At 67.5% G+C, this 25,758-nt stretch carries 26 protein-coding genes and 1 riboswitch; of the genes, 15 read left to right on the top strand and 11 right to left on the bottom strand.

Annotated elements, in window-relative coordinates; translation table 11 throughout:
- The 7 genes from ACIHFD_RS42010 to ACIHFD_RS41980 form a co-directional block, all read right to left on the bottom strand.
- The coding region (locus ACIHFD_RS42010) for a transporter substrate-binding domain-containing protein (RefSeq protein WP_397371683.1) at positions 1 to 318 on the bottom strand (318 nt) is incomplete at its 3' end.
- Positions 319 to 938: 620 nt separating this feature from the next.
- Positions 939 to 1,268 (bottom strand): response regulator transcription factor, encoded by a 330-nt coding sequence (locus ACIHFD_RS42005; protein WP_397371682.1) that lies wholly within the window; start codon positions 1,266 to 1,268, stop codon positions 939 to 941.
- Between the two features lie 73 nt (positions 1,269 to 1,341).
- The gene (locus tag ACIHFD_RS42000) at positions 1,342 to 1,614 is read right to left on the bottom strand and encodes a hypothetical protein (protein WP_397371681.1); all 273 of its coding nucleotides are present in this window, start codon (positions 1,612 to 1,614) and stop codon (positions 1,342 to 1,344) included.
- A 98-nt stretch (positions 1,615 to 1,712) separates the two neighbouring features.
- The gene (locus tag ACIHFD_RS41995; protein ID WP_397371680.1) at positions 1,713 to 2,117 is read right to left on the bottom strand and encodes a VOC family protein; all 405 of its coding nucleotides are present in this window, start codon (positions 2,115 to 2,117) and stop codon (positions 1,713 to 1,715) included.
- The gene (locus ACIHFD_RS41990) at positions 2,114 to 2,911 is read right to left on the bottom strand and encodes an ArsR family transcriptional regulator (protein ID WP_397371679.1); all 798 of its coding nucleotides are present in this window, start codon (positions 2,909 to 2,911) and stop codon (positions 2,114 to 2,116) included. The genes ACIHFD_RS41995 and ACIHFD_RS41990 overlap by 4 nt, the downstream gene beginning before the upstream one ends.
- A 230-nt stretch (positions 2,912 to 3,141) precedes the next feature.
- Positions 3,142 to 3,609: a DUF6223 family protein gene (locus ACIHFD_RS41985; protein ID WP_397371678.1), complete on the bottom strand. Its 468-nt coding sequence runs from the start codon at positions 3,607 to 3,609 to the stop codon at positions 3,142 to 3,144.
- Positions 3,610 to 4,192: 583 nt separating this feature from the next.
- Positions 4,193 to 5,362, bottom strand: coding sequence for a DegT/DnrJ/EryC1/StrS family aminotransferase (locus ACIHFD_RS41980; RefSeq protein WP_397371677.1), 1,170 nt, complete (start codon positions 5,360 to 5,362; stop codon positions 4,193 to 4,195).
- Between the two features lie 661 nt (positions 5,363 to 6,023).
- Positions 6,024 to 6,168: riboswitch (cyclic di-AMP (ydaO/yuaA leader) on the top strand.
- A gap of 12 nt (positions 6,169 to 6,180) precedes the next feature.
- Here ACIHFD_RS41980 and ACIHFD_RS41975 point away from each other — a divergent pair.
- From ACIHFD_RS41975 to ACIHFD_RS41960, 4 genes are all read left to right on the top strand, one after another.
- The gene (locus tag ACIHFD_RS41975) at positions 6,181 to 6,957 is read left to right on the top strand and encodes a glycoside hydrolase family 25 protein (RefSeq protein WP_397371676.1); all 777 of its coding nucleotides are present in this window, start codon (positions 6,181 to 6,183) and stop codon (positions 6,955 to 6,957) included.
- 281 nt (positions 6,958 to 7,238) lie between these two features.
- A complete protein-coding gene (locus ACIHFD_RS41970; protein WP_397371675.1) occupies positions 7,239 to 8,900 on the top strand; it encodes a VanW family protein in 1,662 nt (553 codons plus the stop codon).
- An 88-nt stretch (positions 8,901 to 8,988) separates the two neighbouring features.
- On the top strand, positions 8,989 to 10,608 hold the full coding sequence (murJ, locus tag ACIHFD_RS41965) for a murein biosynthesis integral membrane protein MurJ (RefSeq protein ID WP_397371674.1): 1,620 nt from the start codon (positions 8,989 to 8,991) through the stop codon (positions 10,606 to 10,608).
- Between the two features lie 288 nt (positions 10,609 to 10,896).
- Positions 10,897 to 11,727, top strand: coding sequence for a hypothetical protein (locus ACIHFD_RS41960; RefSeq protein WP_397371673.1), 831 nt, complete (start codon positions 10,897 to 10,899; stop codon positions 11,725 to 11,727).
- Positions 11,728 to 11,807: 80 nt separating this feature from the next.
- On the opposite strand, the gene ACIHFD_RS41955 is transcribed toward ACIHFD_RS41960, so the two are convergent.
- Positions 11,808 to 13,253: a hypothetical protein gene (locus tag ACIHFD_RS41955; protein ID WP_397371672.1), complete on the bottom strand. Its 1,446-nt coding sequence runs from the start codon at positions 13,251 to 13,253 to the stop codon at positions 11,808 to 11,810.
- A gap of 53 nt (positions 13,254 to 13,306) precedes the next feature.
- Positions 13,307 to 13,921 carry a helix-turn-helix transcriptional regulator gene (locus ACIHFD_RS41950; protein ID WP_397371671.1) on the bottom strand — a complete coding sequence of 205 codons (615 nt, stop codon included), beginning with the start codon at positions 13,919 to 13,921 and terminating at the stop codon, positions 13,307 to 13,309.
- Between the two features lie 248 nt (positions 13,922 to 14,169).
- Between ACIHFD_RS41950 and ACIHFD_RS41945 the strand changes: the two genes are divergently transcribed.
- The 5 genes from ACIHFD_RS41945 to ACIHFD_RS41925 all read left to right on the top strand — a co-directional run bounded on the left by ACIHFD_RS41945 (position 14,170) and on the right by ACIHFD_RS41925 (position 18,067).
- A complete protein-coding gene (locus ACIHFD_RS41945; RefSeq protein ID WP_397371670.1) occupies positions 14,170 to 14,823 on the top strand; it encodes a GNAT family N-acetyltransferase in 654 nt (217 codons plus the stop codon).
- A 59-nt stretch (positions 14,824 to 14,882) separates the two neighbouring features.
- A complete protein-coding gene (locus ACIHFD_RS41940; RefSeq protein ID WP_397371669.1) occupies positions 14,883 to 15,257 on the top strand; it encodes a hypothetical protein in 375 nt (124 codons plus the stop codon).
- Between the two features lie 68 nt (positions 15,258 to 15,325).
- Positions 15,326 to 16,849 carry a multicopper oxidase family protein gene (locus tag ACIHFD_RS41935; RefSeq protein WP_397371668.1) on the top strand — a complete coding sequence of 508 codons (1,524 nt, stop codon included), beginning with the start codon at positions 15,326 to 15,328 and terminating at the stop codon, positions 16,847 to 16,849.
- A 46-nt stretch (positions 16,850 to 16,895) separates the two neighbouring features.
- Positions 16,896 to 17,249, top strand: a complete 354-nt coding sequence (locus ACIHFD_RS41930; protein WP_397371667.1) for a BlaI/MecI/CopY family transcriptional regulator — start codon at positions 16,896 to 16,898, stop codon at positions 17,247 to 17,249.
- On the top strand, positions 17,246 to 18,067 hold the full coding sequence (locus ACIHFD_RS41925) for a M56 family metallopeptidase (protein WP_397371666.1): 822 nt from the start codon (positions 17,246 to 17,248) through the stop codon (positions 18,065 to 18,067). The genes ACIHFD_RS41930 and ACIHFD_RS41925 overlap by 4 nt, the downstream gene beginning before the upstream one ends.
- Before the next feature lie 251 nt (positions 18,068 to 18,318).
- Here ACIHFD_RS41925 and ACIHFD_RS41920 read toward each other — a convergent pair whose 3' ends face one another.
- Positions 18,319 to 18,909 carry a methyltransferase domain-containing protein gene (locus ACIHFD_RS41920; RefSeq protein ID WP_397371688.1) on the bottom strand — a complete coding sequence of 197 codons (591 nt, stop codon included), beginning with the start codon at positions 18,907 to 18,909 and terminating at the stop codon, positions 18,319 to 18,321.
- A gap of 239 nt (positions 18,910 to 19,148) precedes the next feature.
- On the opposite strand from ACIHFD_RS41920, the gene ACIHFD_RS41915 reads away from it, so the two are divergent.
- The 3 genes from ACIHFD_RS41915 to ACIHFD_RS41905 all read left to right on the top strand — a co-directional run bounded on the left by ACIHFD_RS41915 (position 19,149) and on the right by ACIHFD_RS41905 (position 20,942).
- The gene (locus ACIHFD_RS41915; protein ID WP_397371665.1) at positions 19,149 to 19,520 is read left to right on the top strand and encodes a BlaI/MecI/CopY family transcriptional regulator; all 372 of its coding nucleotides are present in this window, start codon (positions 19,149 to 19,151) and stop codon (positions 19,518 to 19,520) included.
- Positions 19,517 to 20,470: a M56 family metallopeptidase gene (locus ACIHFD_RS41910; protein WP_397371664.1), complete on the top strand. Its 954-nt coding sequence runs from the start codon at positions 19,517 to 19,519 to the stop codon at positions 20,468 to 20,470. The genes ACIHFD_RS41915 and ACIHFD_RS41910 overlap by 4 nt, the downstream gene beginning before the upstream one ends.
- A 139-nt stretch (positions 20,471 to 20,609) precedes the next feature.
- Entirely contained in the window at positions 20,610 to 20,942 is a 333-nt protein-coding gene (locus tag ACIHFD_RS41905) for a hypothetical protein (protein WP_397371663.1), read from the top strand.
- 265 nt (positions 20,943 to 21,207) lie between these two features.
- On the opposite strand, the gene ACIHFD_RS41900 is transcribed toward ACIHFD_RS41905, so the two are convergent.
- Positions 21,208 to 22,332 carry a GNAT family N-acetyltransferase gene (locus ACIHFD_RS41900; protein ID WP_397371662.1) on the bottom strand — a complete coding sequence of 375 codons (1,125 nt, stop codon included), beginning with the start codon at positions 22,330 to 22,332 and terminating at the stop codon, positions 21,208 to 21,210.
- A gap of 698 nt (positions 22,333 to 23,030) precedes the next feature.
- Here ACIHFD_RS41900 and ACIHFD_RS41895 point away from each other — a divergent pair.
- The 3 genes from ACIHFD_RS41895 (at position 23,031) to ACIHFD_RS41885 (ending at position 25,699) form a co-directional block, all read left to right on the top strand.
- Positions 23,031 to 23,744, top strand: coding sequence for a DUF305 domain-containing protein (locus tag ACIHFD_RS41895; protein ID WP_397371661.1), 714 nt, complete (start codon positions 23,031 to 23,033; stop codon positions 23,742 to 23,744).
- Positions 23,745 to 24,114: 370 nt separating this feature from the next.
- Positions 24,115 to 24,615 (top strand): SRPBCC family protein, encoded by a 501-nt coding sequence (locus ACIHFD_RS41890; RefSeq protein WP_397371660.1) that lies wholly within the window; start codon positions 24,115 to 24,117, stop codon positions 24,613 to 24,615.
- 322 nt (positions 24,616 to 24,937) lie between these two features.
- Positions 24,938 to 25,699, top strand: a complete 762-nt coding sequence (locus tag ACIHFD_RS41885) for an AraC family transcriptional regulator (protein WP_397371659.1) — start codon at positions 24,938 to 24,940, stop codon at positions 25,697 to 25,699.
- Positions 25,700 to 25,758 lie beyond the last annotated feature (59 nt).

Below are 25,758 nucleotides of genomic sequence, written 5' to 3'. Positions count from 1 at the left end.
GATGGTCTGGCCCGAGATCACCGCGTCGAACCTGCCGGCCTGAACCCCGGCGATGAAACTCTGGAAGTTCGACGGGACGAATTCGACCTTGGCGATCTTGAGCCGTTTGGCCAGTTCATTCGCCACATCCACGTCGTAGCCGGCGGGCTTGCCGTTCTCCAGGAAGTTCCACGGCGGGTTGGCCTGAGTCTGCGCCACCCGGATGACGCCTGCGGTCTTGACTCGTTGGAGGAGATCACCCTCGCCTTGGCCGGACCCGCATCCGGCGACTGCGGCGATCAGGACAACGGGGACGATGAGGAGTGAGAAGCGGATCATGGCATGAGCCCTCGATACCTCTGGGGGGTACATCTGTTCGGTCTACGGTGCCTCTCAGGTGCCATTTCGTCAAGTACCCCCGAGGGGTAACTTTCGGACAAACCAAAGTGCGCTATTTGGTGCGTCCTCGCAGAGAGATGCGAGTCACAGGTTGAGGTGTCCAGAGGGGTCGGCTTCCGGTGACGGCTCCCTTCCAGGTGCGAGCCGGAAGCCCAATCGTGCGTCGGCCACGGCCTCATGAAGTCGCCAGGCCGAGCGAGCCGAGCCGACTGCCGACCGGACCGCGCTCACCCATCTCAACTCCAGTCCGGTGGCGAGCGCACCGCTCCCGGCCGCCAAGGTGCCGGTCCCAGCGTCCACCGTCTTCCGCGGAGCGGCCGATCGCAGAAATGGTCATTACCTGTAGAGCATGAGGCGCTGTCCACGACGTACATGACGAACGCCCTTTCCCCGGTGGTTCACCTGCTGGATGTGGTTATCCGCCGCCGTCCACCACGCAGATCACCGAAGGAAGCATGCAGGTGCAGCGGGTCTTGTCGCCCGTCACAGGGCTGGAGTCATGGACCGTGCTGGGCCACGACCGCCCGATCCGACCAAGTTCGCAACCCGGACTGTGCCCGTCAGGAGTTGCGTGGGGTCACCAGGCCGGATTCGTAGGCGGGAACGACGAGTTGGGCGCGGTCGCGGGCTCGGAGCTTGGTCATGGCCCGGTTGATATGGGCTTTCGCGGTCATCGCGCTGATCGCCATGAGGTCGGCGACCTGGTCGTTGGACAGACCCTGCGCGAGCAGGGCGACGGTCTCGCGTTCGCGGTTGGTCAGCTCTTTCAGCCCGGTACCGGTGTGGAGCGGCTGGGTGACGTAGCGGTTGATCAGTTTGCGGGTGATCGACGGTGCGAACAGGGCGTCCCGCGAGGGCGACGCGTACGGCGTGCAGGAGTCCTCCGGCACGATGTCCTTGACGAGAATCCGGCCGCGCCGGCGCGCAGCGCGTCGAAGACGTATTCGTCCAGGCTGTAGTTGGTCAGGATGACGACGTGCATCCCGGCCAGGGCCGGGTCCGCGGCGATGCGCGCCGGGTCGCCTCGATGCCGTCGACGACCGGCATCCGGACGTCGATGAGCGCCATGTCGGGCAGGTTGATCGTGTCGGCGGGCACGGATCCGGCGGAGCGGACCGCGACCCGGCCGCGGAGGTGGTGGTGGAGCAGCGCGGCGGCCATCCGGGAGCGGCCGGCGTTGTGCAGGCAGACGAGCAGCACCTGCGGTAGCACCTCGGGTGCGTGGGGCACGGTCACTCTTGGCATCTCGGCAGATGGGTGAGCCGGTCGGTGGCCGACCGGCTCACCGCATGGGGCACATGAGGGCGCAAGGCGAGCCCGTCGCGTCGGGGCGTTCAGGGCCTGGGTGCGGGGGCGGACCGGTGGGCGGTCTGGAACAGTTCGATCAGGTTGCCGGCGGGGTCGGCGAGTAGGATCTGGCGCCCGCCGGGGCCGGTGACCACGTCGCTGCGGAACGGTAGGCCCGCCTCACGCAGGCGGGCGACCTCGGCATCCAGGTCGTCAACGACCAGGTGGATGCGGTTGCGGCCGACGCCGGCGGCCTGCTCGGGGGTGGCGCGGGCACCGGAACTGGCAGGCCCCGACAGCAATAGCCGCAGTGGCCCGCGTACCACGTCGGCGAAGGCGGGCGCGGCGCTGAAGTTCACGGTGAAGCCGAGGTGGGTGGTGTAGAAGTCGACGGCGGCTTGGACGTCGTCGACGATGTAGCGGACGCTGGCTACCTGGTCGGTTGCGTTCATGGCCGAACCTTTCGGTGTGGGGCGGGGAACAGGATGGGTTGCAGGTGCCGGATGCGGGTGTCGATCTCTGCGGCGGTGCGGTCGAACGCGGGGTGGTCGTCCTGGGCGGTGTCGTCGCCGCTGGCGGCGGCGGGGTCGGGGATGCTCCAGTGCAGGCGTTGCGGGTGGCCGCCGAAGTCGGGGCAGGCCTCGCGGACCTTGTCGCACAGGCTGATCACGTAGTCGAAGTGGCGGCCGGTCATCGTGTCCAGATGGCGTGGGCGCTGGTCGGTGATGTCGATGTCGTACCGGCGGCGGAGCACGCGTACAGCGTGGGGGTGGAGGGCGGCTTTGGGGTGGTTGCCGGCGCTGGTCACCAAGGCGCGGCTGCCCACGCGATGGTGCAGGAGCGCCTCGGCGATGGGTGAGCGGGCGCTGTTACCGGTGCACATGAACAGCACGGAGGGTGTTTCCGCCGCAGGAGTCTCGGCCGTGTTGGCCGGCTCGGCGGGGAGCAGGCGCAGTGCGGGATGCAGGGCGGCACCGGCGTCGGCCAGCGCATCCGCACAGCGCTCCAGGTCCAGGTGGTAGTAGCTGTCGCGGCCGTCGAAGCTGCTGCGGCGGGCGTTGACCAGCCCGCCGGAGCGCAGCAGCCGCAGGTGGTAGGAGACCAGGTTCTGCGGCTCGCCGACCAGAGCCACGAGTTCCCGCACGCGCAGGTCGCTGCGCGCCAGCTCGCTCAGCAGCCGCCAGCGCACTTCATGGGCGGCCAGCCGGACGAACGGCGGCGGGCCGGCCTGATCGGACAGCACCATGTCCGCAGAATACATCAAATTAATTTGATGGAGTTGGTGGTTGCGACTGCGCTGACACAACAAGGTGGCCGTGTTCATGGCGTCCCTGGACATGGGCAACGTCACTGTCGGGCTGCCGGAAGTCAGCACGGTACGTACATGCGTACAAGATCACGAGAAGCGGCCGCCGTACGACGATCGACGTGTGTATGGTCATCACGGCCTCGATCGCGCGCTTGTATTCGCTGCGGTCAGCCGCTCAGCTCGGTACGGCGGGAGCGGGCCAGAGCCAGCCCGCCGAGCACCGCACCGACCAGCCCAAGCACCAGAGCCAAGGCACCCCCGAATACTCCATTGCCGGTGCCGAGGCCACCATCGGCGACAGCCAGATTCACCGCGCCGTTGAGCCCACCGGCCAGCCCCACCACCAGAGCCATGACGGCTCCCCTCCTCCCGCCGTCGCCGATACGGCGGACGGAGCGCAGCGCCAGCCAGCCGATGACCACGCCGCCCAGCGCCACCAGCGCGGCCACACTGGCCCAGATTCGCTCAGGGGTTCCGAGGAAAGTATTGACACCCTGGCCCGCGCATTCTGCCGGCGTCGTACAGATTGGCGAGGCCGCCTGTGCGGCAAGCACAAATAGAACGGACATGAAGTTCTCCTCCGCTTCCTGCGACTGGACGCCAGAACTATGTCCGCTGAACCCGCCGCCGGTCATCCTGCTGACGGAGACACTTCCCCCTGCCGCAGACGCCGCACGAGCCGCGAATCTACTGCGTCCGCGGTAGGCGCGGGCCCGCGCCGGCAGCAGCCGCGTACCGGCTGCCAGAGCTTCGGAGGCGCACGCGCCGGGTCTTCGATCACCCTGGGCTTCGCGTCACGACAGCCTCACCCGACCTCGGCGAGCACGTCGATCCCAGCAGCCGGCCACGGCTGATCACGGATGCCTCTTCCTCGTCGTCGGCCTGTTCGCCAAACTCACCGAGAAACTCCGCTCGACCGACTGGACCTCCGCCCTGCCCGACGGCCTCAACCCCGTGGCGGTGGCGAACTCCCGCTCGAACATTGCTCCGGCCGCGCCCAGCAGCCGCTCCACCGGCGCACTGGCAAGGGGTCTTCCGGTCAGGCCTTGTACTCGGAGTAGCCGTAGCCGACAACCTGGGACTTGGGCCGGATCCGCTGCTCCACCTTGCCCTTGCCGGTGTTGCCCTCGGTGGAAAAGCCATGTTCGAGAGCAGGAAATAGGATCTCCTATCCTGTAGGCCAAATACGATAAAATTTTTACCTATTTCCGTGCTTTTTCAGGGCGCATTGTGCAGAGCAGGAGACGAGAGCTCCGCGAGGATCGGCAAGGCCCGCTCCGCCTGCAACGGGTCGATCGGGAGTACGTGGCGTGCCCACCAGCGGGACGCCTCCGGAGCCGGAGACGCTTCGGTGAGGCCGGGCGCGTAGTCGTCGAAGGGAGGGTCGTACACATACCCGACGATGACCCCGCGTCGGCGCAGTCTTTGGATCGCACGTTCACGATCCTCGACGAGGAGCGGCACCCGGAACAGAGGCTGATCCAGCTGCTCCAGCACCGCCGGCGCGACCGTCTTCAACTCGGCGAGCCGGTGTACGCCGGCAAGCCTGCGCCCACGCTGCGCCTCGAGCATCTTCATCCGGCGCAGTCCGTAGGCCTCGATCAGCGATCCCTGGCGCATGCGGTAGCGATGGTTGTCCGCGCATACCCAGGCGTCCAAGGCGTCCAGCCCGGGGCATTCCATGCCTCCGCCGGCCAGCCGCGGCGCGAGCGCCGTGCGCCGAAGCGCGATCCGGTGACCTTCACGCCGCTCGTTCAGGCCCAGCGCCTGGGCCGGCCACCAGACCGGGCCGCCGAGGGCTGTGGCCGAGACGGCGTTGCGAGCGATCACCTTGGCCAGGACACCCAACTCGGCGAGCGGGAATCTCCGTGAAAGCCAGCGCGTACGCAGTGCCTGCAATGCCGGGCGGTCATCCGGTTGCGCCATCGCCACGATTCCGCCCGGGGCGGCGCCTGGGTGTTTGGACAGGCTGAAGACACCGGCATCGCCGAATGCTCCGACCGGCGCTCCCATCACCGTCGTCTGCATGGCGTGCGCGGCATCTTCTATGAGAGGGATGCCGCGTTGGGCGCACATTCCGCCCAGAGCGACGATGTCGTCCGGCAGGCCGTACAGGTGGGTGGCCAGCACCCCGTCGAAACGCAGCCCGTCCATTGCTCGGGTGTCGATGTTGCCGTTGCGGGGGTTCGTCGGGGCGATGACCGGTCGCAGCCCTGCGGCCAGCACCAGGAACAGGATTTCGTCCGCCGAGATCGCCGACATCAGCAGGCGCTGCCCAGGTGACATCCAGTGCCGTAACGCGATGAACAGGCCAAGCCTGTGCGAGGGCACGTACAGGCACTCTCGGCCCAGCCGGGAGGCGAACTCCGCTTCGATTCGTTCGAACACCGGTCACCTCGAGTCGCCCGCCGGTGGCGCAGGGGCCGCCACACCATACAACTACGAAGAATAGTAGTTAGTCAGAGCAAGGCGACAATCAGGGCACCTCACGAGCTGAACGTACGAGGAATACGAGATCTCCCCAGGCCGACGAGGGCCTGGGAAGATCTTCTGGTGACTTGTCAGTGATGATGTGCGGCGGGCTCGTGATGGTGATGCGCCACGGCCGGCTGGCGACGCTGGAAGATGTGACCCCAGCGACGTGACCATCGTGGGCATCTCCCACCCGATGGCAGCCTTGCCGTCCACGCCAGAGTCCTCACTGCCTTATGACCGTGGCCAGCACCGCCAGGCGCTCGGCCGCACCTTCAATCCCATTCGTCCCGCCCTTCGCAGCGCTCCCCCAGAGGCCGAGATCGACTCGCCTTTTCGTCCGCCGCGAGGAGCAGGTCCGGAAGGGCGGCCGCAGACTTTACCTAGCCCCAAACCTGCTACTGGCAAGGCGTTTCAGCCCTCGTTCGTAGCCGATACACCGCGGATGGGCTTTGCCCCACTTGCGCCATCTATGAAGGCATATATACCTTTTACCCATCTGTGGTACGCGCCGTGATGAGCCTCTTCGTCGCGGCGTTGCCTTTTCGTTGACCAGACCGTAAGCCGCCATGGGCGGCGCATACGGCCGCCGAATCCGCGTCCCACGGAACCGGGGACCCAATCTTTCCGGGGTGAATCGGACGCCAGCCCAGGCTGCGCCCGTAGGGCACTTCCAAGCCCGAACCCGTCAGCTAACCCGGTAGGCGGCATGGAAGCAAGGAGTCAATGCCCCCATGCCCAAGCCCTGGCTTGCCGCAATCGTCCGTTCCTTCAAGAACCATCTCGATCTTCCCCCCAAGCGCCTTGGCCTCGCCGTTGCCGGCGCGATCCTGGCCGGGACCGCCGCCTTCACGGGCGCAACCGGCACCGCGCTCGCTTCGACCACCGACCACGACTCGCGGCACCAAGCCCAGCAGGCGACCAAGGCGTTCACCTACGGCGTGGACGTCTCCAGGTACGAGTCCCAGTACGACTGGACTGCCAGCCCGGCCCAGTTCGGCATCATCAAGGCCACCGAGGGCACGACCTTCCGCGACTCCTCATTCGCCCGCCACTGGCGCGAAATGGGCAAGAAGGGAATCGTACGCGGGGCGTACCACTTCGGCCACCCCCGCAACAACCCCATCGCCGAGGCGGAGTACTTCCTCGCCATGGTGAACTCGCAGCCCGCCAAGGCCGGCGACCTGCTGGTCCTGGACCTGGAGACCACCGACGGCAGGTCCGTCGCCGAGGTCAACGCCTGGGCCAAGACGTGGCTGTCGCACGTGAAGGCCAAGACCGGGGTCACGCCGATGATCTACAGCGGCTGGAACTTCGCCAACAAATACGGCAAGGGCCTGGCCCAGTACCCGCTGTGGGTCGCCCACTACAGCAAGGCCAAGGGGGCCATCACGCCGCCCGCCGACTGGAAGTCCTGGGCCATCCACCAGTACACCGAATCCCCCATCGACCAGAACGTCTCCGCGCTGACCCCCGCCCAACTGCGCGGCCTGGGCCGTCCAGCCGTCTGAGCAGGCAGACGGACATGGTGGAGGTTGGAGAGCGGCTCATATGCCCCTCCCCAACCTCCACCCTCACAGTGCCGTCATGGCCGCGATCCACCTCGACATCTACGATGAGCATTAGTAGTCAGCTACTAGACTCTCACCATGCATGACGTCGCCCCGTCGCTGGAGGCCGCCGTCGCCCCGGCCGCCGGTCCCGCCCTCCATGTGAGTGCATGATGAATCGACCTGTCATGCACAACGCGCACGCGCCTTCGCCGACGGGCGGCCGACACGTGGCGGCAGGCGTGCGGAACCGAAAAGTGCTGATCATCGTGGCGGCCGTGATCGCTGTCGCGCTCCTCACCTATGCCGTGCCCGCGGTCATCCTGGCAGGCGAGGCACCCTCCGGTACGCGCGTGGCCGGCATCGACATCGGCGGCCTGTCCGCGGCCGACGCCCGCGCGCGTCTCGAGCGCGAGCTGGGAAAGCGCGCAGCGCGCCGATTAACGCTGGCAGCGGCAGGCAGGACGATCCGCGTGACCCCTTCCGAGTTCGGGCTGGCCTTCGACATCCCGGCCACGGTGGAGGCGGCGTTGGACGGCACCAGCACTCCCGCCGGCGTCGTGCGTTCGCTGTTCGGCAGCCCCAGGAACCTCCCACCGAAAGTCACGGTCGACGAGCGTGTGCTCGCCGGCGGGCTGGGCAAGCTGGCCAAGGCCATCGACGCCGAGCCACGCGAGGGCGGCGTCCGGTTCCGCGGACTCGAGCCCCAGACGATCCTCCCCAAGCCTGGCCGAGCGCTGGATCGGGACGAAGCCGCGCGCGCCGTACGCGAAGCGTTCGCCGACAACCGCACCTCGGTTGCGCTGACGGTCCGCCCGGTACCGCCCACCGTCTCCGCCGCGGAGGTCCGCCGGGTCGCCACCACGGTGGCGACTTCGGCGGTCGCCGCCCCGTTCACCGTGACGAATGGCGAGCGAAGGGCCCAACTGCCTCCGGCCCAACTGGCGGCCGCACTCCGGTTCGTCGTCGATGACCAGGGAAAGCTGAAGCCCTCCTTCGCCATCAAGGGCCTCCTGCCCGACCTGGACAAGCAACTGGTCGAAGGGAGCCAGAGCCCGCGAGACGCCTCCTTCAAAATCACGAAGGGCCGGCCACAGGTCATTCCAGGGCGCCCAGGCCGCGGCGTCAACGCCAAGGCCCTCAGCATGGCCATCGCCGACGCTCTCACCACTGGCCGGCGCAGCATTGCCGCGCCTCTCGCCAAGATCCAGCCCCGGGTGACCACGGCGGAGGCCAAGAAGCTCGGCGTCAAGGAGAAGGTCAGCTCCTTCACCACCCGCCACCCCTGCTGCGCACCCCGCGTGACCAACATCCACCGGATCGCCGACATCCTGGACGGCTACGTGGTGCAACCCGGTGAGACGTTCTCGCTCAACACCATCGTCGGCAAACGCGACAAGGCGCGCGGGTTCGTCGAAGCGCCCATGATCCTGAACAACCGGTTCGTCAACGACGTCGGCGGAGGGGTTTCCCAGTTCGCCACCACCATGTTCAACGCGGTCTTCTTCGGCGGCTTCCAGGACGTCCAGCACACGCCTCACCAGTACTACATCACCCGTTATCCGGCCGGGCGGGAATCCACCGTCTCCTATCCCCAGCCGGACTTCCGCTGGCGCAACGACTCCCCTTACGGGGTGCTGGTCAAAACGTCCTACACCGGCACCTCCATCACCGTCGACTTCTGGAGCACCAAGCGCTACGACATCGAGTCCCAAAGCTCGTCCCGCTATGACATCAAGCCCTTCCCCACGCTCACCGAGACCGGCGAGAAGTGCATCCCGATGGACGGTGCGGAGGGCTTCGCCATCGACGTCTGGCGGATCTTCAAGCAGGACGGCAAGGTGCTGCGCAAGCAGAAATTCCACAGCGTCTACGCCCCCGAACCCCGTCTCACCTGCAAGTAACCCTGCAGCTCCGATCTCGCGTCAAACGTCGTACCTGGCACGAGATTCTACTATCGCGTCTAGTAGAACCTCTGGTAGCTTCGCCTGAGTGTCCAGCGCTCCTTCCCCCGACCGCGATGAGACGAGCCTGCTCCGGTCAGGATCCGTCATGGCGATGGGCACCATGGTGTCCAGGGCCACCGGATTCGTCAGGACGCTGATGATCGCCGCGGCTGTCGGAACACAACTCCTGGGAGACGCCTACAACACGGCCAACTCGATCCCGTTCGCTCTCTACGATCTGCTGCTGGGCGGGTTGATGACGGGAGTGCTGGTCCCGTTCCTGGTGAGGCGCCGGGCGGGGGACGACGACGGAGGGCTGGCGACCGAGCAGCGGCTGCTGACGGTCGCAGGCATCGGTCTGCTGGTCATCTCGGCGGTCGCCGTGGCGGCGGCGCCCTGGCTGGTGGGGCTGTACGCCGGGCGATTCGTTCCGGCGCAGTTCGAGGTCTCGGTACTGCTGGCCCGGTTCCTGCTTGCCCAGATCTTCCTCGTCGGGCTGAGCGGCGTGCTGGGCGCGCTGCTCAACGTACGGGCACGCTTCGGCGCGCCGGTCTGGGCGCCGGTGCTCAACAACCTGGTCATCATCGCGGTCGGAGCGATGTTCCTGCTGATCGCCGGACCGGGGGTGGCGCCCGAGAGCATCACCGGGGGGCAGGTCGCGCTGCTCGGGTTGGGAACCGTCGCCGGGATGCTGGCGCAGGTCGCGGTCCTGGCAGTGACGCTGCTGTCGGCCCGGTTCCGCTGGCGCCTGAGGCTTGACCCGCGTGGCTCCGGCCTGGGAGAAGCGGTGCGCGCCGGCGTGTGGATGTTCGGCTACGTGTGCTGCACCCAGCTCGGCTTCGTGATCACCGCGAATCTGGCCAACAGGTCCGGTGCGGTGAGCGCCTCCGGGTCGGCCGCCACCGGCGCGGGCCTGAGCACGTACACGTACGCCTACCAGCTCTTCCAGCTCCCGTACGCGATCATCGGGGTGTCGCTGCTCACCGCGCTGCTGCCCAGGATGAGCGGGCACGCGGCGGCGGGGCGCCAGGACGAGCTCCGTTCGGACTTCCTGACGGGTGCCCGACTGCTGATGGTGGCCATGGTGCCGCTGGCGGTAGCGCTGGCGGTAGCGGCGGAGCCACTGGCGCGACTGGTGTTCGCCCGCGCCGCGATCTCGGCGGCCGACGCCTCCAACATCGGCTGGGTCCTGACCGTGCTGGCGGTGGGGCTCGTCCCGTTCACCGCCTTCCAGCTCATGGTGCGGACCTACTACGCGCTGGGCGACACGAGAACACCTGCCATGCTGGCAGCGGGGAATGTCACCGTGCACGCGATCCTGGCCTCGGTGGCCTACCTGCTGCTCCCCCCGGAAAAGGTGGTGGTGGGAGTGGCCGCGGGTTTCATGCTGTCCTACGCCGTCGGCACCCTGGTGGCGGGCCGCCTGCTGGGCCGCCGCGTGGGCGGGATAGGCGCACGCGTGCTGGGCGGACTCCTCGGCCGGCTGTACGCCGCCGCCATGCCTGTCGCCGTGTTGGGGCTGGCCTCCCGGCTGTTGACGTCGGCACTGCTGCCCGTACTTGCAGCCTGCGCGCTGGGGCTGGCCGCCTTCGTACTGATCGTCCGCGCGTGGGGCGTGGAAGAGATCAAACTGATCCTCTCCCGCCTGCCCCGGTTCATGCGATGAATGGCCGGACGACGGTCACCTCGCCCACGACAGCATAGCCTTATCTACGATCGATCATCGTAGATGAGGTATCGTGGGCGGCATGATGCTGACGCGGAATTCTCCGGCATGTCGCCCCAGCGCTTGAGCAGGGCGCTCGCGGCTTCGGTCCTGATATTCGGCGTGTCGGCGTGTGGATTTCCAAGCATGGGAACGGGTGCGTCCTTGGCAGACCCGTCCAGAGCCGGCGCATCCACCGCGGCCACGCCGACTTCCCCCCCAAAGCCCTCTCGAACGTCCAAAAGCACCGTGGGTAAGGCCGTCCAGCAGGAAAACCTCTACGAGATCGCGACCGACGAGCCCGCGCGACCCGTCAAGCAGGCCGCCGTCACCTACCTTGAGGCCTTGTTCACCTACAGTTACGGCGCAGGCAGCCCAGCGGCCACGAGAGAGCGGATGGCCGCCGCACGGCTGCCCACTGCCCCCGCCCGAACCGCCACGCCACTGCTGTCCGCGGACGCCGACGGCGCTATCCAGGTGGAGTATCCACAGCTCGGCGGCCTGACCAAGGATCGGGCCTCCATCATGGCCGTGGCCCGACTGGCGCAGACGCGCAACGGCACAGTGACCACCAGGACGCGCACCCTGGACATCCGGCTGGCCAAACGAGGGTCGGCGTGGAGGGTCACCGAGATCGCCTCCCTGGGCGGGAAGCGGCCGGGCACGAGCCAGGCAGGACCGCTGGGGCGGAAGGTGCTGGCATCCAAGCGGATCGTGCTGCCCGACAGTGCGCGGTGGGACATCGAGGCCGGGCGGATCGACGACCGGACGCTCGGCGTGATGCTACGACTGTCCCGAAAGCACGAGATCTCGGTGACCGTGCTGTCCACCGGTCACCCGTTCAAGGTGTTCGACAGCCCGTCGGTGAGCAACCACACCCGAGGCCGGGCTGTCGACATCTGGGCGATCGACGGCAAGCGGGTGGCCGCCAAGGACGTCAGGGTCCGCGCCGTCATGGAAACAGCGCTGCAGTACGGCTCCGACGAGGTCGGCGGCCCGTGGGCGTTCTCCACGCGATATGGCGGGAGCTTCACCAACACGGTGCACGACGACCACGTGCACATTGGCTTCAAGCGCTGAACTCTGGGGAACACTTCTCCCGTTTACCCCCGGCGGGGTAGCGTTTGGCGGCCGGCCCCTGGTGCATACCTTCGCGCGCGTCACCTTGCGAAGTGGGCATCAACTCGCCGACGACCTCGCTGAGCCAGGTAGACGGTCAGCGACAGCATGGACAGGCCCACCACGTACAGGCCCGCGCCTGCCGCGATCTGCGCAGCGGTCACGCGCGTCGTACCTGCTGGAACGTAGATGGGGCGCGTTTGCTGTACGGTTTCCCGATCCCCCGTCTCGACCGGCAGCCATGTCTCCACCGTGCCGTTCCGGTCACGCATTTCGGCATAGAGGAACCACAGGCCTGCCGGCTCGACCCGCACCCGGCCGCTGCTGCGGCACGCGCCAGGCAACGCAGTGAGCGGACCGGACGCCTCTTCACCGGCTCGGCGGGCGACGATCCGCAGCGGGGAGAGGTTCGCGCACCCCTCCACGGTGAGGGTCATGGTTCCGGCACCGTCCGAGCCGGCTGTCAGAACGGCGGTGCCGACGATCTGACCCTGCCCCGGGTCGTGGGCCGAAGCAGGCTTGGGGGCCAGGACGGGCAAGCTCAGCGACAGCAGAAAGGCGGCAGCAGCCACGCCTTTTGCTCCACGCCCCATGAGAAGCAGGACTCCGCAGAAGCCGATCAGCGCCACCGCCGCGGGACCGAGCACGTCATCCACGTTCACACTGCTCAAGCCCACACCCGCGGACAGCAGCGTGGTGGCGGCCAGCCCTGCCGCACCGGCGACGTAGGCCGTCGCCGGGCGGCGCCACGGCAGGTCGATCGCGGCCAGCCCGATGACGGCCAGCGGGAGATCAGGAGCAGTGCGGCCCATGGCCAGCAGGAGCACGCTGATCATCAACCGCGCGAGGACGTAAACCGCGACCGCCCCCGCGACGAGGTATCGAACCGGCGAGAGGGAGCGGAGCAATATGGCTGCGTACATCGAGGCGACAAGCAGCACCGGGAGGTAGAGCGTCTCGCTGAACTGGGGCACGTCCGTTTCGAACTCGAGCACGGCGGTGACGGCGCTACCGAGCAGCAACGCTCCGCCCGCCCACCACAGCGGCCGCGGGGCGGCCGGCCGCAGGCCCGCGAGCACCCCTCCGATCAAGGCCAGCGTGCTGAACACGGTGAGCATGTGGCTCGGGCTCCACAACACCGAGTCCCGCCCGAAAGCCTCGTGCCACAGCGCGTCGATCGGTGCCGAGGCCAGCGTGGCCAAGCCCCCGACTCCCGCGATGAGCAAGGGAGGCTGCCTCAGCACCGCGATCAATGACCTCGTCCGCAAAAGGGCGAGAAGCCCCCAGCCCGCGACGATCAGGCCGACGACGGCCACCGAGCCGTACAGGAGCAGATGCGGGGGAATCAGCGCGTCGTCCCTGCCGATGTCGGTATGCCAAGCGTCGTCCCAATAGGTGGCGAAAAGCGAGACCAGACCGGCCATCACGACGAAGGCGGCCGCTGTGGGTGTGAGCAGCAGGTGCTGTGGTGCTGTGTTGTCAGACATAGTGGCAGCTTGACCGCTCCGTCCCGTTGGCCGCTTGTACGCAGCGGCTGTCCTCACTCCCAGCGCACAGCGCGCGCCAGCGCCGAGGGAGGAAGGCCGAACATGGCGTGCGTGACGCGGGTCAGATGGGAGCTGTCGGTGAAGCCTGCCGCATGAGCGGCCTCCGTGAGGGATCCGCCCTTCTGCACGGTTTCCATGGCCGCGCGTAGCCGTGCCCATCGCACGTACGCGGTGAAGGGCAGCCCCAGTTGCTCACTGAACAGGTGTCCGAGCCTGCTCGGCGACATGCGGACCTGTGCTGCCACATCCGCCAGGCGCAGAGGCCCCACCGTGCCCTGGTGGACCAGGTCCGCCGCCTGTCGCAGAGCGGGATGGGGATCAGCGGCGCGGGATGAGGTCAGCAGTGTCAGCGCCGTCTCGGGGAACTCCTCATCGATGGGAGCGGAAAGCAGGAGATCGGCCTTGCTCTCCCAATCGGCCACCTGGTCCTGGGCGGTCACGCCGGCACCGCGACTTGCCGGATCAAGGTAGATCGCGGCGCCGAAGGCGTTCTCGGAGCGCATGGCATGCTGAACACCGGGCGGGATCGCCACCGCCGCCACGTTCCGCTCGCCTCGCCGTTCATCCGTCACAATGACGCGTCCTGAGCCGACCACGAGCAGTTGCACGGCGGCATGCGCGTGAGCGTGAGCGGACCCGAGCTCGCCGACGAAGACCAACGCTCCGGGTCGCAGACGCACCGTTCCAGTCCATGCGCCCATATTTGCCATGGCTACTAGTATAGATAGTAGCCATGTGTAGCACCTCTCGAAATCCAGGCGCGCCAGAGAGATGATCCACCGGCCCACCTCTCTGCCAGTCGGGGAAAATCTACTATTAGCTATCGTAGTTGCGACAAATGTAGTAGCTTCCTGGCATGCCGCCTTCCCCGCGTCCCGCCGCGTCGCTGCGTGTGATGGAGCTTCGTGACATCCCGGCCGTGGTTCGGCTTCATGCGGCCGATCTGCCACATGGCTTCTTCGTCGAACTCGGGGAGAGGTTCCTTGCCCGCTACTACCGCACGTTCCTCACCAGCCCCGCCGGAGTGGCACTGGTCGCCGAGGTGGACGGCGAGCTGGCGGGCTTCCTGGTCGGCTCCACCGACGCCGCCACCCACCATCGCCACGTGATCAGACTGGATCGATGGCAGCTGGCTCGCGCCGGCGCCGTCTCGCTGCTCGTACGCCCGAAACTGACCGCCAGGTTCGTCCGCACGCGGATACAGCGCTACGCCAGGGGCATCCGCCGGGCCTCTGACGACGGCCGCCCGGGGACGGCACAGCGCAAGAGGCAGGGAATGCTCAGCCACATCGCCGTGGACGAGACCAAGCGCCGGTCGGGCGTGGGCAGCAAGCTGGTCGCCACGTTCGTGGAGGTCGCCAGGGCTCATGGCGTCGAGCACGTGCAGCTGCAGACCGCCCCTGACAACGGGGCAGCCCAGGATTTCTACGCGAACCTCGGGTGGAAACGCCAGGACGCGGTGCACGACGGCGACGACCGGGCCTGGGTCCCGTTCGTGCTCGAGCTCTGATCACGCGTAGATGAGCCCGAATTACTATGCATCATAGGGGATGCGCTTATCCTGGTGGCATGACGCGAGCAGAACGGGTGATCCTGCGCCTGATGCTGCTCGTGGTCGTGGCCCTCGGCGTCGTGGCGATGCATACGCTCGGCCACATCAACGGGCATGCGGACATGCCACCTGCCGGGACCCACTTCGCCATGCATGCCGCTTCCTCCGAGGCCGGCATCGCTGCCGGAGAAGAGTCCCACGAGGGCGCCGGTGCCGGCTGGGTGTGCCTGGCGATCCTCGGCACGGCTCTGACCCTGTTGTTGTTCCGGCTGGGCGTCCGTGACGTCCTCGGTGCGTCGGGCCTCGCCGGCCCGTCGCTCCGGTTCTGGTCCAGGTTCCTTCGCGCGCCGCCGATCCGGTCGCTGACGCGCACGGTCGTGCTCCGGATCTAGACGGGGATCCGGCCCCCTGAGGGTCCGAGGTCTCCCTTCCGGCACGATCTTTCAAGCGAGGAATCACCATGGACATCGATCGACGCACCCTGCTCAGAACCGGTATCGGCCTGCTCGGCGGGGCGGCTCTGGCCGCCTGCAGCCCGAGCCGTAGTACCACGGCATCCCCATTCGTCAGCCCGACCGGCGCGCAGGTGCGCGCCGCCGAGCAGGCCCGCAAGCCGGGCGCGGTCAAGGACGTTCGGCTGGTGGCCGCCGAGACCCAGGCCGACCTCGGCGGTGTGACGGTGCGGACCTGGGCCTATGACGGCCGCATCCCCGGCAGCCCGATCCGCGTCACCGCGGGCGAAGTGGTACGGGCCCGGCTGGCCAACCGGCTGCCTGCCGACACCACCATCCACTGGCACGGCCTCGCCCTGCGCAACGACGCCGACGGCGTGCCCGACGTCACCCAACCGCCCGTCAAGACAGGCACGGAGTTCGCCTACGAGTTCACCGCCGCCCACCCTGGCACGTACTGGTTCCACCCGCACTCCGGCACCCAGCTCGACCGGGGCCTGTACGCCCCGCTGATCGTCGAGGACCCGCGCGAGCCGCTCGGCTACGACGAGGAATGGACGGTCGTTCTCGACGACTGGCTCGACGGGGTCACGGGCACCCCGGACGAGGTCCTGGCCGAGCTGTCCCGCGGCATGGGAGGCATGGACCACGGCGGCATGACCGGCATGACGAGCACGACGCCCAGCCCGTCGTCCGGGATGAGCGAGCACATGCTGATGGGCGCCACGAGCCTGCTGCTCGGCGGCGACGCGGGCGACGTACGCTACCCGCACTTCCTGATCAACGGGCGCCTCCCCACCGACCCCGAGACCCTCACCGCCAAGCCGGGCACCCGGCTGCGCATCCGCCTGATCAACGCCGGCGGCGACACCGCCTTCCGCGTCGCCCTGGCCGGTCACCGGCTGACCGTCACCCACACCGACGGATTCCCCACCGCGCCCGCCGACACCGACGCGCTGCTCATCGGCATGGGCGAGCGCTACGACGTGCTCGTCACGCTCAAGGACGGCGTCTTCCCCCTGGTCGCGCTGGCCGAAGGTAAGAACGCCCTCGCCCGCGCGCTGATCCGTACCAGCAAGCGGACCGCCGCCCCCAAGCCGGACCTGCGCCCCCGCGAGTTGGAGGGCGACGTCCTCCGCTACGCCAAGCTGCACCCTCACGAGTCGGTACGGCTGGCGTCCAAACAGCCGGACCGCACCGTGAAGCTGGAGCTCACCGGGACCATGATGGCCTACGACTGGGCGATCAACGGCCGCAAGTACGACCCGAAGACCATCACCCCGATCCGGTCAGGGGAACGGGTGCGGCTGTCGTTCGTCAACCGCACGACGATGTGGCACCCCATGCACCTGCACGGCCACACCTTCGCCCTGCCCACCGGCGTCCGCAAGGACACCGCCATCGTGCTGCCGAACTCCACCCTCGACGTCGACTTCCAGGCCGACAATCCGGGCATCTGGATGATCCACTGCCACAACGTCTATCACGCGGAGTCGGGCATGATGACGCTGCTCGGATACCAGCCGACCTGATCCGGCTAACATTCGGCTGAACGGACGGATCGCCGGGAGGATCCCGATGACGCGGCGCAAGCTGGGACAGTTGGAGGCCGAGGTGCTCGCCGTGCTGGCGGGTGCGGACGCCTTCCTGTCCACCAGCGAGCTCCGCGAGCGGCTCGACGGCGCGCCCGCGCACACCACGATCAACACCATCCTGTTCCGGCTGCTGGACAAGGGGCTGGTGATACGGGAGCGGCGCGGGCGCGGCTTCGCCTACCGCCTCACCGCCAACGAGTCCGGGCTGGCGGCCGAGCGCATGTTCGGCCACCTCCGCCTGGCCCACGATCCGTCGGATGTCCTGAGCCACTTCGTCCACGGGCTGAGCCCTGCCGAAGAGGCCGCGCTCCGGGCCGTGCTCGACGACCGCTCATGAGCCCGGAGTCGTTCCTCCCGGCGCTGGTGCTGGCCGCACTGACCTTGCTGCTGAGCCGGCGGCAGCCACGCCTGCATCCGAAGTGGATCGCACGGGCCCTGGTCGTCCTGTCCGCGAGCACGGCGCTGGCGGTCATCGGCACGCTCGTGCTGATCATCGTGGTAGCCGCCCAGCCGAACGAGGGCGGCCACGGCTCGGCTCCGCTCCCCCTGGCGTTCACGTCCGCGGCCCTGCTGGCTCTCACCATCGTCCACGTTCTTGCCGCGGCCTGGCGCTGGCGGCGTGACCTCAGAACGGCCACCGGTCTGGTGAACGATGAGCGCCCGTTCGCCATCGCCGTACCGGGCAGACAGGGCGGTGTCACGGTCTCGACCGGCCTGCTCGGCCTGCTGTCCGGCCGGGAGCTCGAGGTGGTCTTCCGTCACGAGGAGACCCACCTCAGGCACCGGCACCACCTGTATCTCGCGGCGGCAACCGTCACCGCCAAGATCTTCCCGCCCCTTGCCCTCGCCGCCGGCGCACTTCGCTACGCGCTGGAGCGGTGGGCGGACGAGGACGCCGCCGCGGCCGTGGGCGACCGGAAGCTGACCGCGCGCACGATCGCCAAGGTCGCCCTCGCGTATTCGAACGCCACGCCGCAGGCCGGGTTCGCCTCCGGCCACACCGGCCGGCGCGTGGCCGCGCTGCTGAGCGAGACACCGCCCGACAGCCGAGTGGCGGGCCCGCTGCTCCTCGGCGGAAGCTGGATGATGATGGGCGGCACCGTCACCTCCGCCCTGCAACTGCACCATCTCGGGCTCTTGCTCCTGCTCGCCTAGACAGCCGCGCGATCGAGGGATGATGCATCAGTGGGCCGTCCCCGCCGATCCGATACCAGGCATCAGGGCCGCCGGGCTCTCGACCGGACCGATGGGCACCGCCAACCGCTATCACGCCCATCTGGACGTGTTCGTGGACGGCAAGCCGACCCCGGTCCCGGCGGACATCGGTGTCAGCGCTGCACACCCATGACACTCGCGGCGTGGTCCACATCGAGGCGCAGAGGTCTACGGCGCGCCCGACCCGCCCTTCACCCCTCCCACGAAGTACGAGTTCGGGCAGGGAGAGTGACTCGGCCGGCGGACCCGTGGCGGGCAGCACGGTGTCCGTCCACCAGAGGGACCGCCCCGAAGACCAGCCGGCGCGTGCCGGCATGGAGACCTATGACGAGCCGCCCGCCCGGGCGTAGCACACGAGCCAGTTCCTGCGGGGAAACGTCACTGCCGGGAGCAGCGATGACGCACGCGGCGTCAAAGGAGTGGTCGACGTACGGAAGGCGCCGCGTGTCGCCTCTGAACGTGGCCACGTTGGTCAGGCCTTGACGGCGGGCACGCGCCATGGTGCGGTCCAGCTTCTCCTGCCGGACGTCGAAGAGGTCGAGCCTGCCGTTGGTGCCGAGCCTCTTGGCCACGTCAAGGGCGTATGATCCGGCACCCAGGCCAACCGCCAGGATTCGCTCCCCTGGTCGAGGGTTGAGCACATCACACACCCGGTGACACGAGGCGAACGAGCGTGGAACGAGCAGTCGGACGAAGACACGCCGGCCGCATCGGCACGACGTGGAGCGGCGTCGGCGCAACCATGCCGCGCCTATCACCGCCAACCCCGCGATGGCGAGCATCCCGGCAGGTTTCATGACGAGCTTTCCGTTCACCCGAACAGGCTACGACGGTCAATAGTATATTTTGGACGGGTTGAGGAAGAGAACCGCTGCCGGGCGAGGCGCATCACAAGTCGCCAGGATTCGAGTTCCACCATGTCGTAGAGGCTTACATTGGGCGGCGAGCGGCGCTTCCCCAAGGCAGCCCATACCGGATCAGCTACTATGAGAAATAGCATAAAGCCTGGGAGAGGCACGGCATGCGGAGTCTCGGCGATCTCGAAGCCACGATCATGGACCGCTTGTGGTCATGGCAGCGGCCCGCCTCCGTTCGCGAGGTTCTGGAAGACCTGCAACGCGACCGGTCGATCGCGTACACCACGGTGATGACGGTCATGGACAAGCTCCACAAGAAAGGCCTGCTACGCCGCCATCCATCGGGCAAGGCCTACGTCTACGAACCCACCGCCACCCACGAGGCCTACAGCGCCGGCCTCATGCAGGAGGCGCTGGCCACAGGCGGAAACCAGGCCCTCACCCTGATCCACTTCCTTGAACGCCTCACACCCCAGGAGCTCTCCGCACTGGAGGAGGCACGCCACCGGGTCGCCCGGAAAGTCTCTTCCGAGTGACCGCCGCGATCATCCTGGCCACCTATGCCATCGGTGCCGGGTGCGTGCTCCATCTCCTGATCGAACGGGCTCACTGGCTGAGCCGGGCCCCACGCGCCACTATCGCGATCTGGCTGGCCGCAGCCGCTTCGGTAGTGATGTCGGCCGTGCTCGCGGGCGTGGAACTCGCCTTTCCCACCCACGCCTTCCGCGACGAGCTCGCCGCCTTCGTGACCGCCTGCAGCGACGCTCTCTCCGGCCACCCTTCCTCGGCCCCGCCTCGCCCGTTCGCGATTCTTGCCGGGCTGGCGATCACAGGACTGACAGTGGCGCGTTCGGCTCACTGCGCCCTGTCGGTGTTCCTCGGTGGCTGGCGAGGCAGACGCGCTCACCGCAGCGCACTCCTGCTCGTCGGGCGCCACCATCGCGCTCTGGACGCATTGGTCGCGGAGTACGACGAGCCGGCCGCCTACTGCGTCCCAGGACGCAAGGGGCTGATTGTGATCACGCGGGGTGCGCTCAACAGCCTCCACCCCAGCCAGGTGCACGCGGTGATCGCCCACGAGCGTGCCCATCTCAACGGTCGCCATCACCTGCTGCTGAACGCGGCTCAGGCCGTCGCGCGCATCCTTCCCCGGCTGCCGCTCTTCGCCCGGCTGGGCCAGGAGATCCCACGTCTCGTGGAGATCCTGGCCGACGACACGGCGGCACGCGAGCACGGACGGGACACGATCGCCACCGCACTCGTGGCCGTCGCCAGAGCGTCGACTCCTGCCAACGCCCTGGGGGTCGGCGGCGACACCGCGGTGGCCCGCATCGTACGCCTCCTCTCCCCGGCACCGGCACCCCTGGGCAAGAGACAGCGACTGCTTGCCGCCCTCGGAGTGAGCGGGCTGCTGGCAGGCCCGGCGGCCGTGCTCCTGGCGCCCCCGCTGATCACTTTCCTGGCCGGCTGTCCTACGCTTCAATAACGCCTACTATGGAGGATAGGAGGTAGTGATGCGTACGTGGACAACTCGGCAATGGCTTGTCGGACTCGGGGGTGCAATCGTCACGGCACTGTTTGTCGGGGTCCCTACCAGCATCATTTCCACGCCTTTTTTCACCCGGATGACGCCGGTGCTGTGGTGGAACTACCCGGTGTGGATCCTGACCGCCGCGCTCACCGGCTTGATCGTCGCCACCTACGTGGCTCCCGTCCAGCCGCCACCCGACCAGCAGAAGAAGACCCTGGTCGGGGGAGCGCTGTCCGCGTTCGCCGTTGGCTGCCCGATCTGCAACAAGCTCGTGGTGATGGCCTTGGGGGTCAGCGGCGCGCTCACCTATTTCGCGCCATTGCAGCCCGTGCTGGCCGTCGGATCGCTCCTGCTTCTGGCCGAGGCTCTCCGTCGCAGATTGCACGCCCTGCGTTCCTGCGCCGTCCCGACCGGACGCGGCACCTGAACCACCTTCGGCAAACGAGGCACACAGTAATGAACTGTTGCTGATTGTGATCGAAGGACGCCGTCTTTCCTCTGCCTCGGGCTTCTCGCTACCGCGAGCTCGTCGCCCCGGTACGGCGGCCCGCGTCCGCCCATGCCCGGGCCGAGCGCTCAGCCCGCATCACGGACGGCGACGCGGGCCCGCCGCGAGCCGGCGGCTGGTTCGACGATGGCCCCTGATCACGCTTGGCGTCACTACTCCGATGCCACTCGTGAGCCTCCGGCAATCAGGGGAAGGCGTCCATAGGAGGTTTGCCCCGCTCGACAGCAGGCGGTCGGCGCAGCGAGGAGCTCAGGCGTCCGTAAGTCTTGAGCATCCGGTCGGCCGGCGTGCGCAGCGCGGGATGGGCGAGCACCGTGTTACGGACTGCGCGCAAAGGAGTGCGGAGCAACCACTGCAACCCGGCCACCGGTGTCGAGCGGGCGAGCCGTCCCTCGGCGACAAGGAACTCGCCGTTCTTCAGCTTGTCCTTGTACTCCTTCTCCCCTCTCCCCATGTCGATGACGGCGATCCCGCGCTCGGCCGCCTCCCGCGCCATGGCCAGGTGGTGAACGAGACCCGGGGAGTAACGCGCGAAGGCCGGATCGTAAGCAGGAAACCAGCCGGCCAGGACGGTGTCGCTGCGCAGGCCGAAGTGACCGGCGACCGGCCGGTCTCCCGCGTAGATCATGTCCAGCACGCCACCGAACCCGGGGGTGTCGATGTGGAGCAGGCCCTCCACCAGTTGGACGACCCACGGCCAAGCGAATCGGTCGGTGCGTCCGGTCCGTCGGTATTGCTCGCTCTTCCAGCGCAGGAGCGTTCCGAAAGCGGTCAGATCGGTGGTGGCGTAGCAGTGTCGCACCTCGCCGATGTCGCGGCCGAGCTTGCGTTCCTTGTAGAGGGTGCTCTTGATGGTCTTGCCGGAACTCCGCTTGACCTCGCTCACGTAGGCGTCGTACCCGCTGCGCAAATCCATGATCGGAGATGGGTAGCGGCCTGCATGGTGCGCCGGAAACTGGTCGATCAGCAGGTGGTCGAACTCCCATACGCTCAGCCCGCACGCCTTGAGCAGGTGAAAGACGTCAAGCTCCACCTCTCTGCGGAAAACCCCTCCCTGAGCGTCGGTGAGCCCGGCCCCTACCGGCCTGCCCACCCCCAGAGCGTGTCGCTGGAAGGGAAAGAAGCCGACGATCTTTCCGTCGTCCTCGATGACGGCCACTCGCGCATCGGCGCGTAGCCTCCCCACCGCAATCGTGAACTCGGGGCAGAGGAAAGGGTTGGCGAGTTCGTACGAGGACTGCAGCAACGTGCGCCAGGCGCTCGTCTCCGGCTCCCCAAGATCGCCGGGATGGACAACAGTGATCTCCATGAGCTTCCTCGGACGACTCGGCAACCATCTACGATTAAAGATAGTAGATGGTTGCTTCCGGCCGTGGCCAAGGAAGTCATCGAGTGCTCCCTTTCTGAGCTGTAGGGGCTCCTGTGGAATCGCATCTCCGCCGGAGCCGAGTCACCACCCGCGGAGCAGAAGATCCGGCGGTCCTCCGGCCCCGATGAACCCGGAAGCATCGACCCGCGTACCTCCTGATACCTGTTCAGCACGGCGTCAAGTCGGAGAGGCCGGGAGGTGACATGCGCGGGAGCAACCGGCAACGGATGATCTGGCTGCTCCTCGTCGCCCTCGCACTCGGGGCAGGAGCCGTGCACACTTTGCGCTGTCATGGCCCGTCAGGTGACCCGGCCCTGCACTTCGCACCCGTTTCCCAGTACGAGACGACGTCTATCGCCGCCGACGACGCCGCGTCCTGTGTGATGGCGGTCAATCCGTCTCTTTCGTGTCCCGCCGTACTGACCTCGCTGCTCATTTTGCTGTTGGCCCTGGGCCTGTGGGCCGGGCGGCGGAGTGACGTCGGCGAGAGGCGGGGCGCGCTGCTGCCTTGGCACGGGAGAGGGCCGCCGTCGAGGACGGCTCCCGATCTGGCCGTTCTTTCGGTTCTGCGGATCTAGGCCGGCCGGTCACATCCGGCCTGCCTTATCCGATCCCAGATTCCGAAGGAGAGATTCACCATGACCATTGTTCAGCGCCTCACCATGACCACGGTCGCCGGAATAGGCGCCATCACCCTGCTCACCGGCTGCGGCGGCGCGTCCGGCACGACGACCGCGGGCGCGGGGGCCGCGGCGCCGGCCAGCGACATGAAGGGCATGGACATGCCGTCAAAGCCGGCCGACTCGGACTACGGCACCACGGACGAGTCGACGTCTGCGCCCACCGACGATGACATGGACGGCATGGATATGTCGTCCTCGAAGCCCGCCGCAGGCTTCAACGACGGCGACGTGATGTTCGTCCAGATGATGCTCCCGCATCACCAGGAGGCCCTGCAGATGGCCAAGTGGGCCCAGAACAACGCCTCCAACGCCGAGGTCAAGGACCTCGCCATGAAGATCCAGATGCAGGGGCAGCCGCAGCTCGGCAAGCTCAACGGCTGGCTGACCGCCTGGGACAAACAACCGCTGGCGGACGACGACCCGATGATGACATCGATGCCCGGCATGATGTCAGCGGCCGAGATGGCCAAGATGAAGAACATGAAGGGCTCTGCGTTCGACCGCATGTTCGCCCGGACGATGATCACCCATCATCAGGGCGCCCTCAAGGTGACCCAGGACGAGATCACCAAGGGCGGCAACGCCAAGGTCAAGTCCATGGCCAAGACCATTCGGACGAGCCTGCGGACGGAACTCTCCCAGATGAAGCAGTTGCTTCCGACGCTCTGAACCGCGCCGATCGATCCCCGTACGACACCGAGCCTGCCGTACGGGGATCTCTGCGGCTGCCGACGCGAACGAATCTAAAACCGTCGTCCACCTCGAGCAGCTGGTTCAACTACCGGTCATAGGAAACCGGGCAATCCGCGCGGTTTGACGATCCACAGGCCGGTGGTCATGTCGCTGCCGAGGATCACCCCCGTGTTGCCTGTCGATGAACACGCCCCAGATCTGCGGTGGGGTGTCACCTCCGGCGGGCGGGACGAACTGGTCGAGCCGGCGGGAGACACCCTGGGCATTCATCGTCCACCACGCGCTAACCTGAACATTAATGTTCGGGTTATGTGGAAGTGCTCCAACGGGGCAAGTGGAGGTCTTCGTGTTCGAGTTCACCGAGACGATCCTGATCGCTGCGTCGTCGGCGACCGTATGGGAACTGATGCGTGACGTCGAGCGCTGGTGGCCGCCGTCAAACCCGGAACACGAGAGCATCGAACGCCTCGACGACCGCGACGTCCTGGACGTCGGCGCCCGGCTTCGGATTCGAGAAAAGGTGGCGGGGATTCCCTGCGTGGCAGAGGGGGAGATCACCCGGGTTGAACCGTTGGCATCGGTTACCTGGGAAGCCCCTCACGCCCGCTATCGGTGGTTCGGCATCCCCATTACGGTCAGCGAAGGAGTCACGTGGGGCATCGAACCACTCGATCGCGACAGCACACGGGTGAGCGCTCACGTCTGGGCCAGCTTCCCGCGGGGAGTAAAAGGTCGCGTTCTCGAGTGGGTCTTCAGCCGCGTCCTCCGCGGCGTCGAGAAAGACCGTGAGCACGCGCGGACCGAGCTCCGCTATCTCAAATCGGTCCTTGAGGGCGCCTCGCACTGACCGCTCGGCGATCGCCTTGTCGTCTCCTGTCAGCCCGGCTGCGGACGGCGAGTGGCTGCGGAGCAGAGTGGCGATGAGAACAGCACCCAGCACGAGAGTCGGGAGGGCGACGTTCACCACGTTGCCGTCCAGGACGAGCATGAACCACACGAAGCACAGCACGACCAGCGGCGGCCTGTGACATCGGTAGACACCGGCGTCATGACAGGTGTCCCGCTGAAGCGGACGGCACCGATATATGGCAGGATCCACACCCGCCCACATTGGCCACAATCCGCGATAAGGCCAGAGCATATCGCTCTGAGGACATACCCTGGAATGCGTGATCGAGGCCGTCGACACCGCCGTCCCGCCCGGGGTGGGAGTGATCGTTGTCGGGCACTTCCCGCTGGCATCAGGACAGTGGATCTCCCCACACAGCCACACCCACCACCAACTGGCCTGGACGCGGCGCGGTGTGCTCAGCGTCGCCGTGGCCGACACGTACTGGGTCCTGCCGCCGACACGAGCCCTGTGGCTGCCGGCGGGAGTCGTCCATCAGACCGGCGCGACCCGCGATGCCGTGCTGTGCAGCCTCTACCTCAATCCAGAGCGGTGCGCCGTGAACTGGACGGAGCCCACCGCGGTCGGCGTCGACGGTTTGCTGGCTCATCTGATCGCCTACCTCGCTCGCGAGGATCTCGCCGACGACGCGCGACTGCGGGCCGAGGCCGTGGTGCTGGACCTGTTGCGGCCTCTGCCCGCCATGCCCATCGACGTCCCGGATCCCGTGGACGAACGCGTGCGCGCCGTGGCCGACGCCCTGCTTGCCGACCCGGCGGACCCACGGAGCCTCGAAGCGCATGCACGGGCCGTAGGAGTGAGCCGGCGTACCTTGACGCGGCTGTTCGCCCATGACACCGGCATGAGCTTCGATCGCTGGCGCACCCAGGTGCGGCTGCGAGCCGCTCTTACTCTCCTCGCGGACGGTCAGCCCGTGTCCCGGGTCGCGCACGCCGTGGGCTACGCGACACCGAGCGCGTTCCTTGCAGCATTCCGCCGGACCGTCGGCACCTCTCCCGGACGCTACCTCAACGACAGTTGAGCCAACCTCCGGCAGAGCAAGGTGTCTCCGATGATCCATAGTGGCTGCGGCATTCCCGG

Source organism: Nonomuraea sp. NPDC051941 (assembly GCF_044593615.1).
The sequence above is the reverse complement of the archived record's forward strand: the minus strand, read 5'-3'. Positions and strand labels throughout refer to the sequence as shown.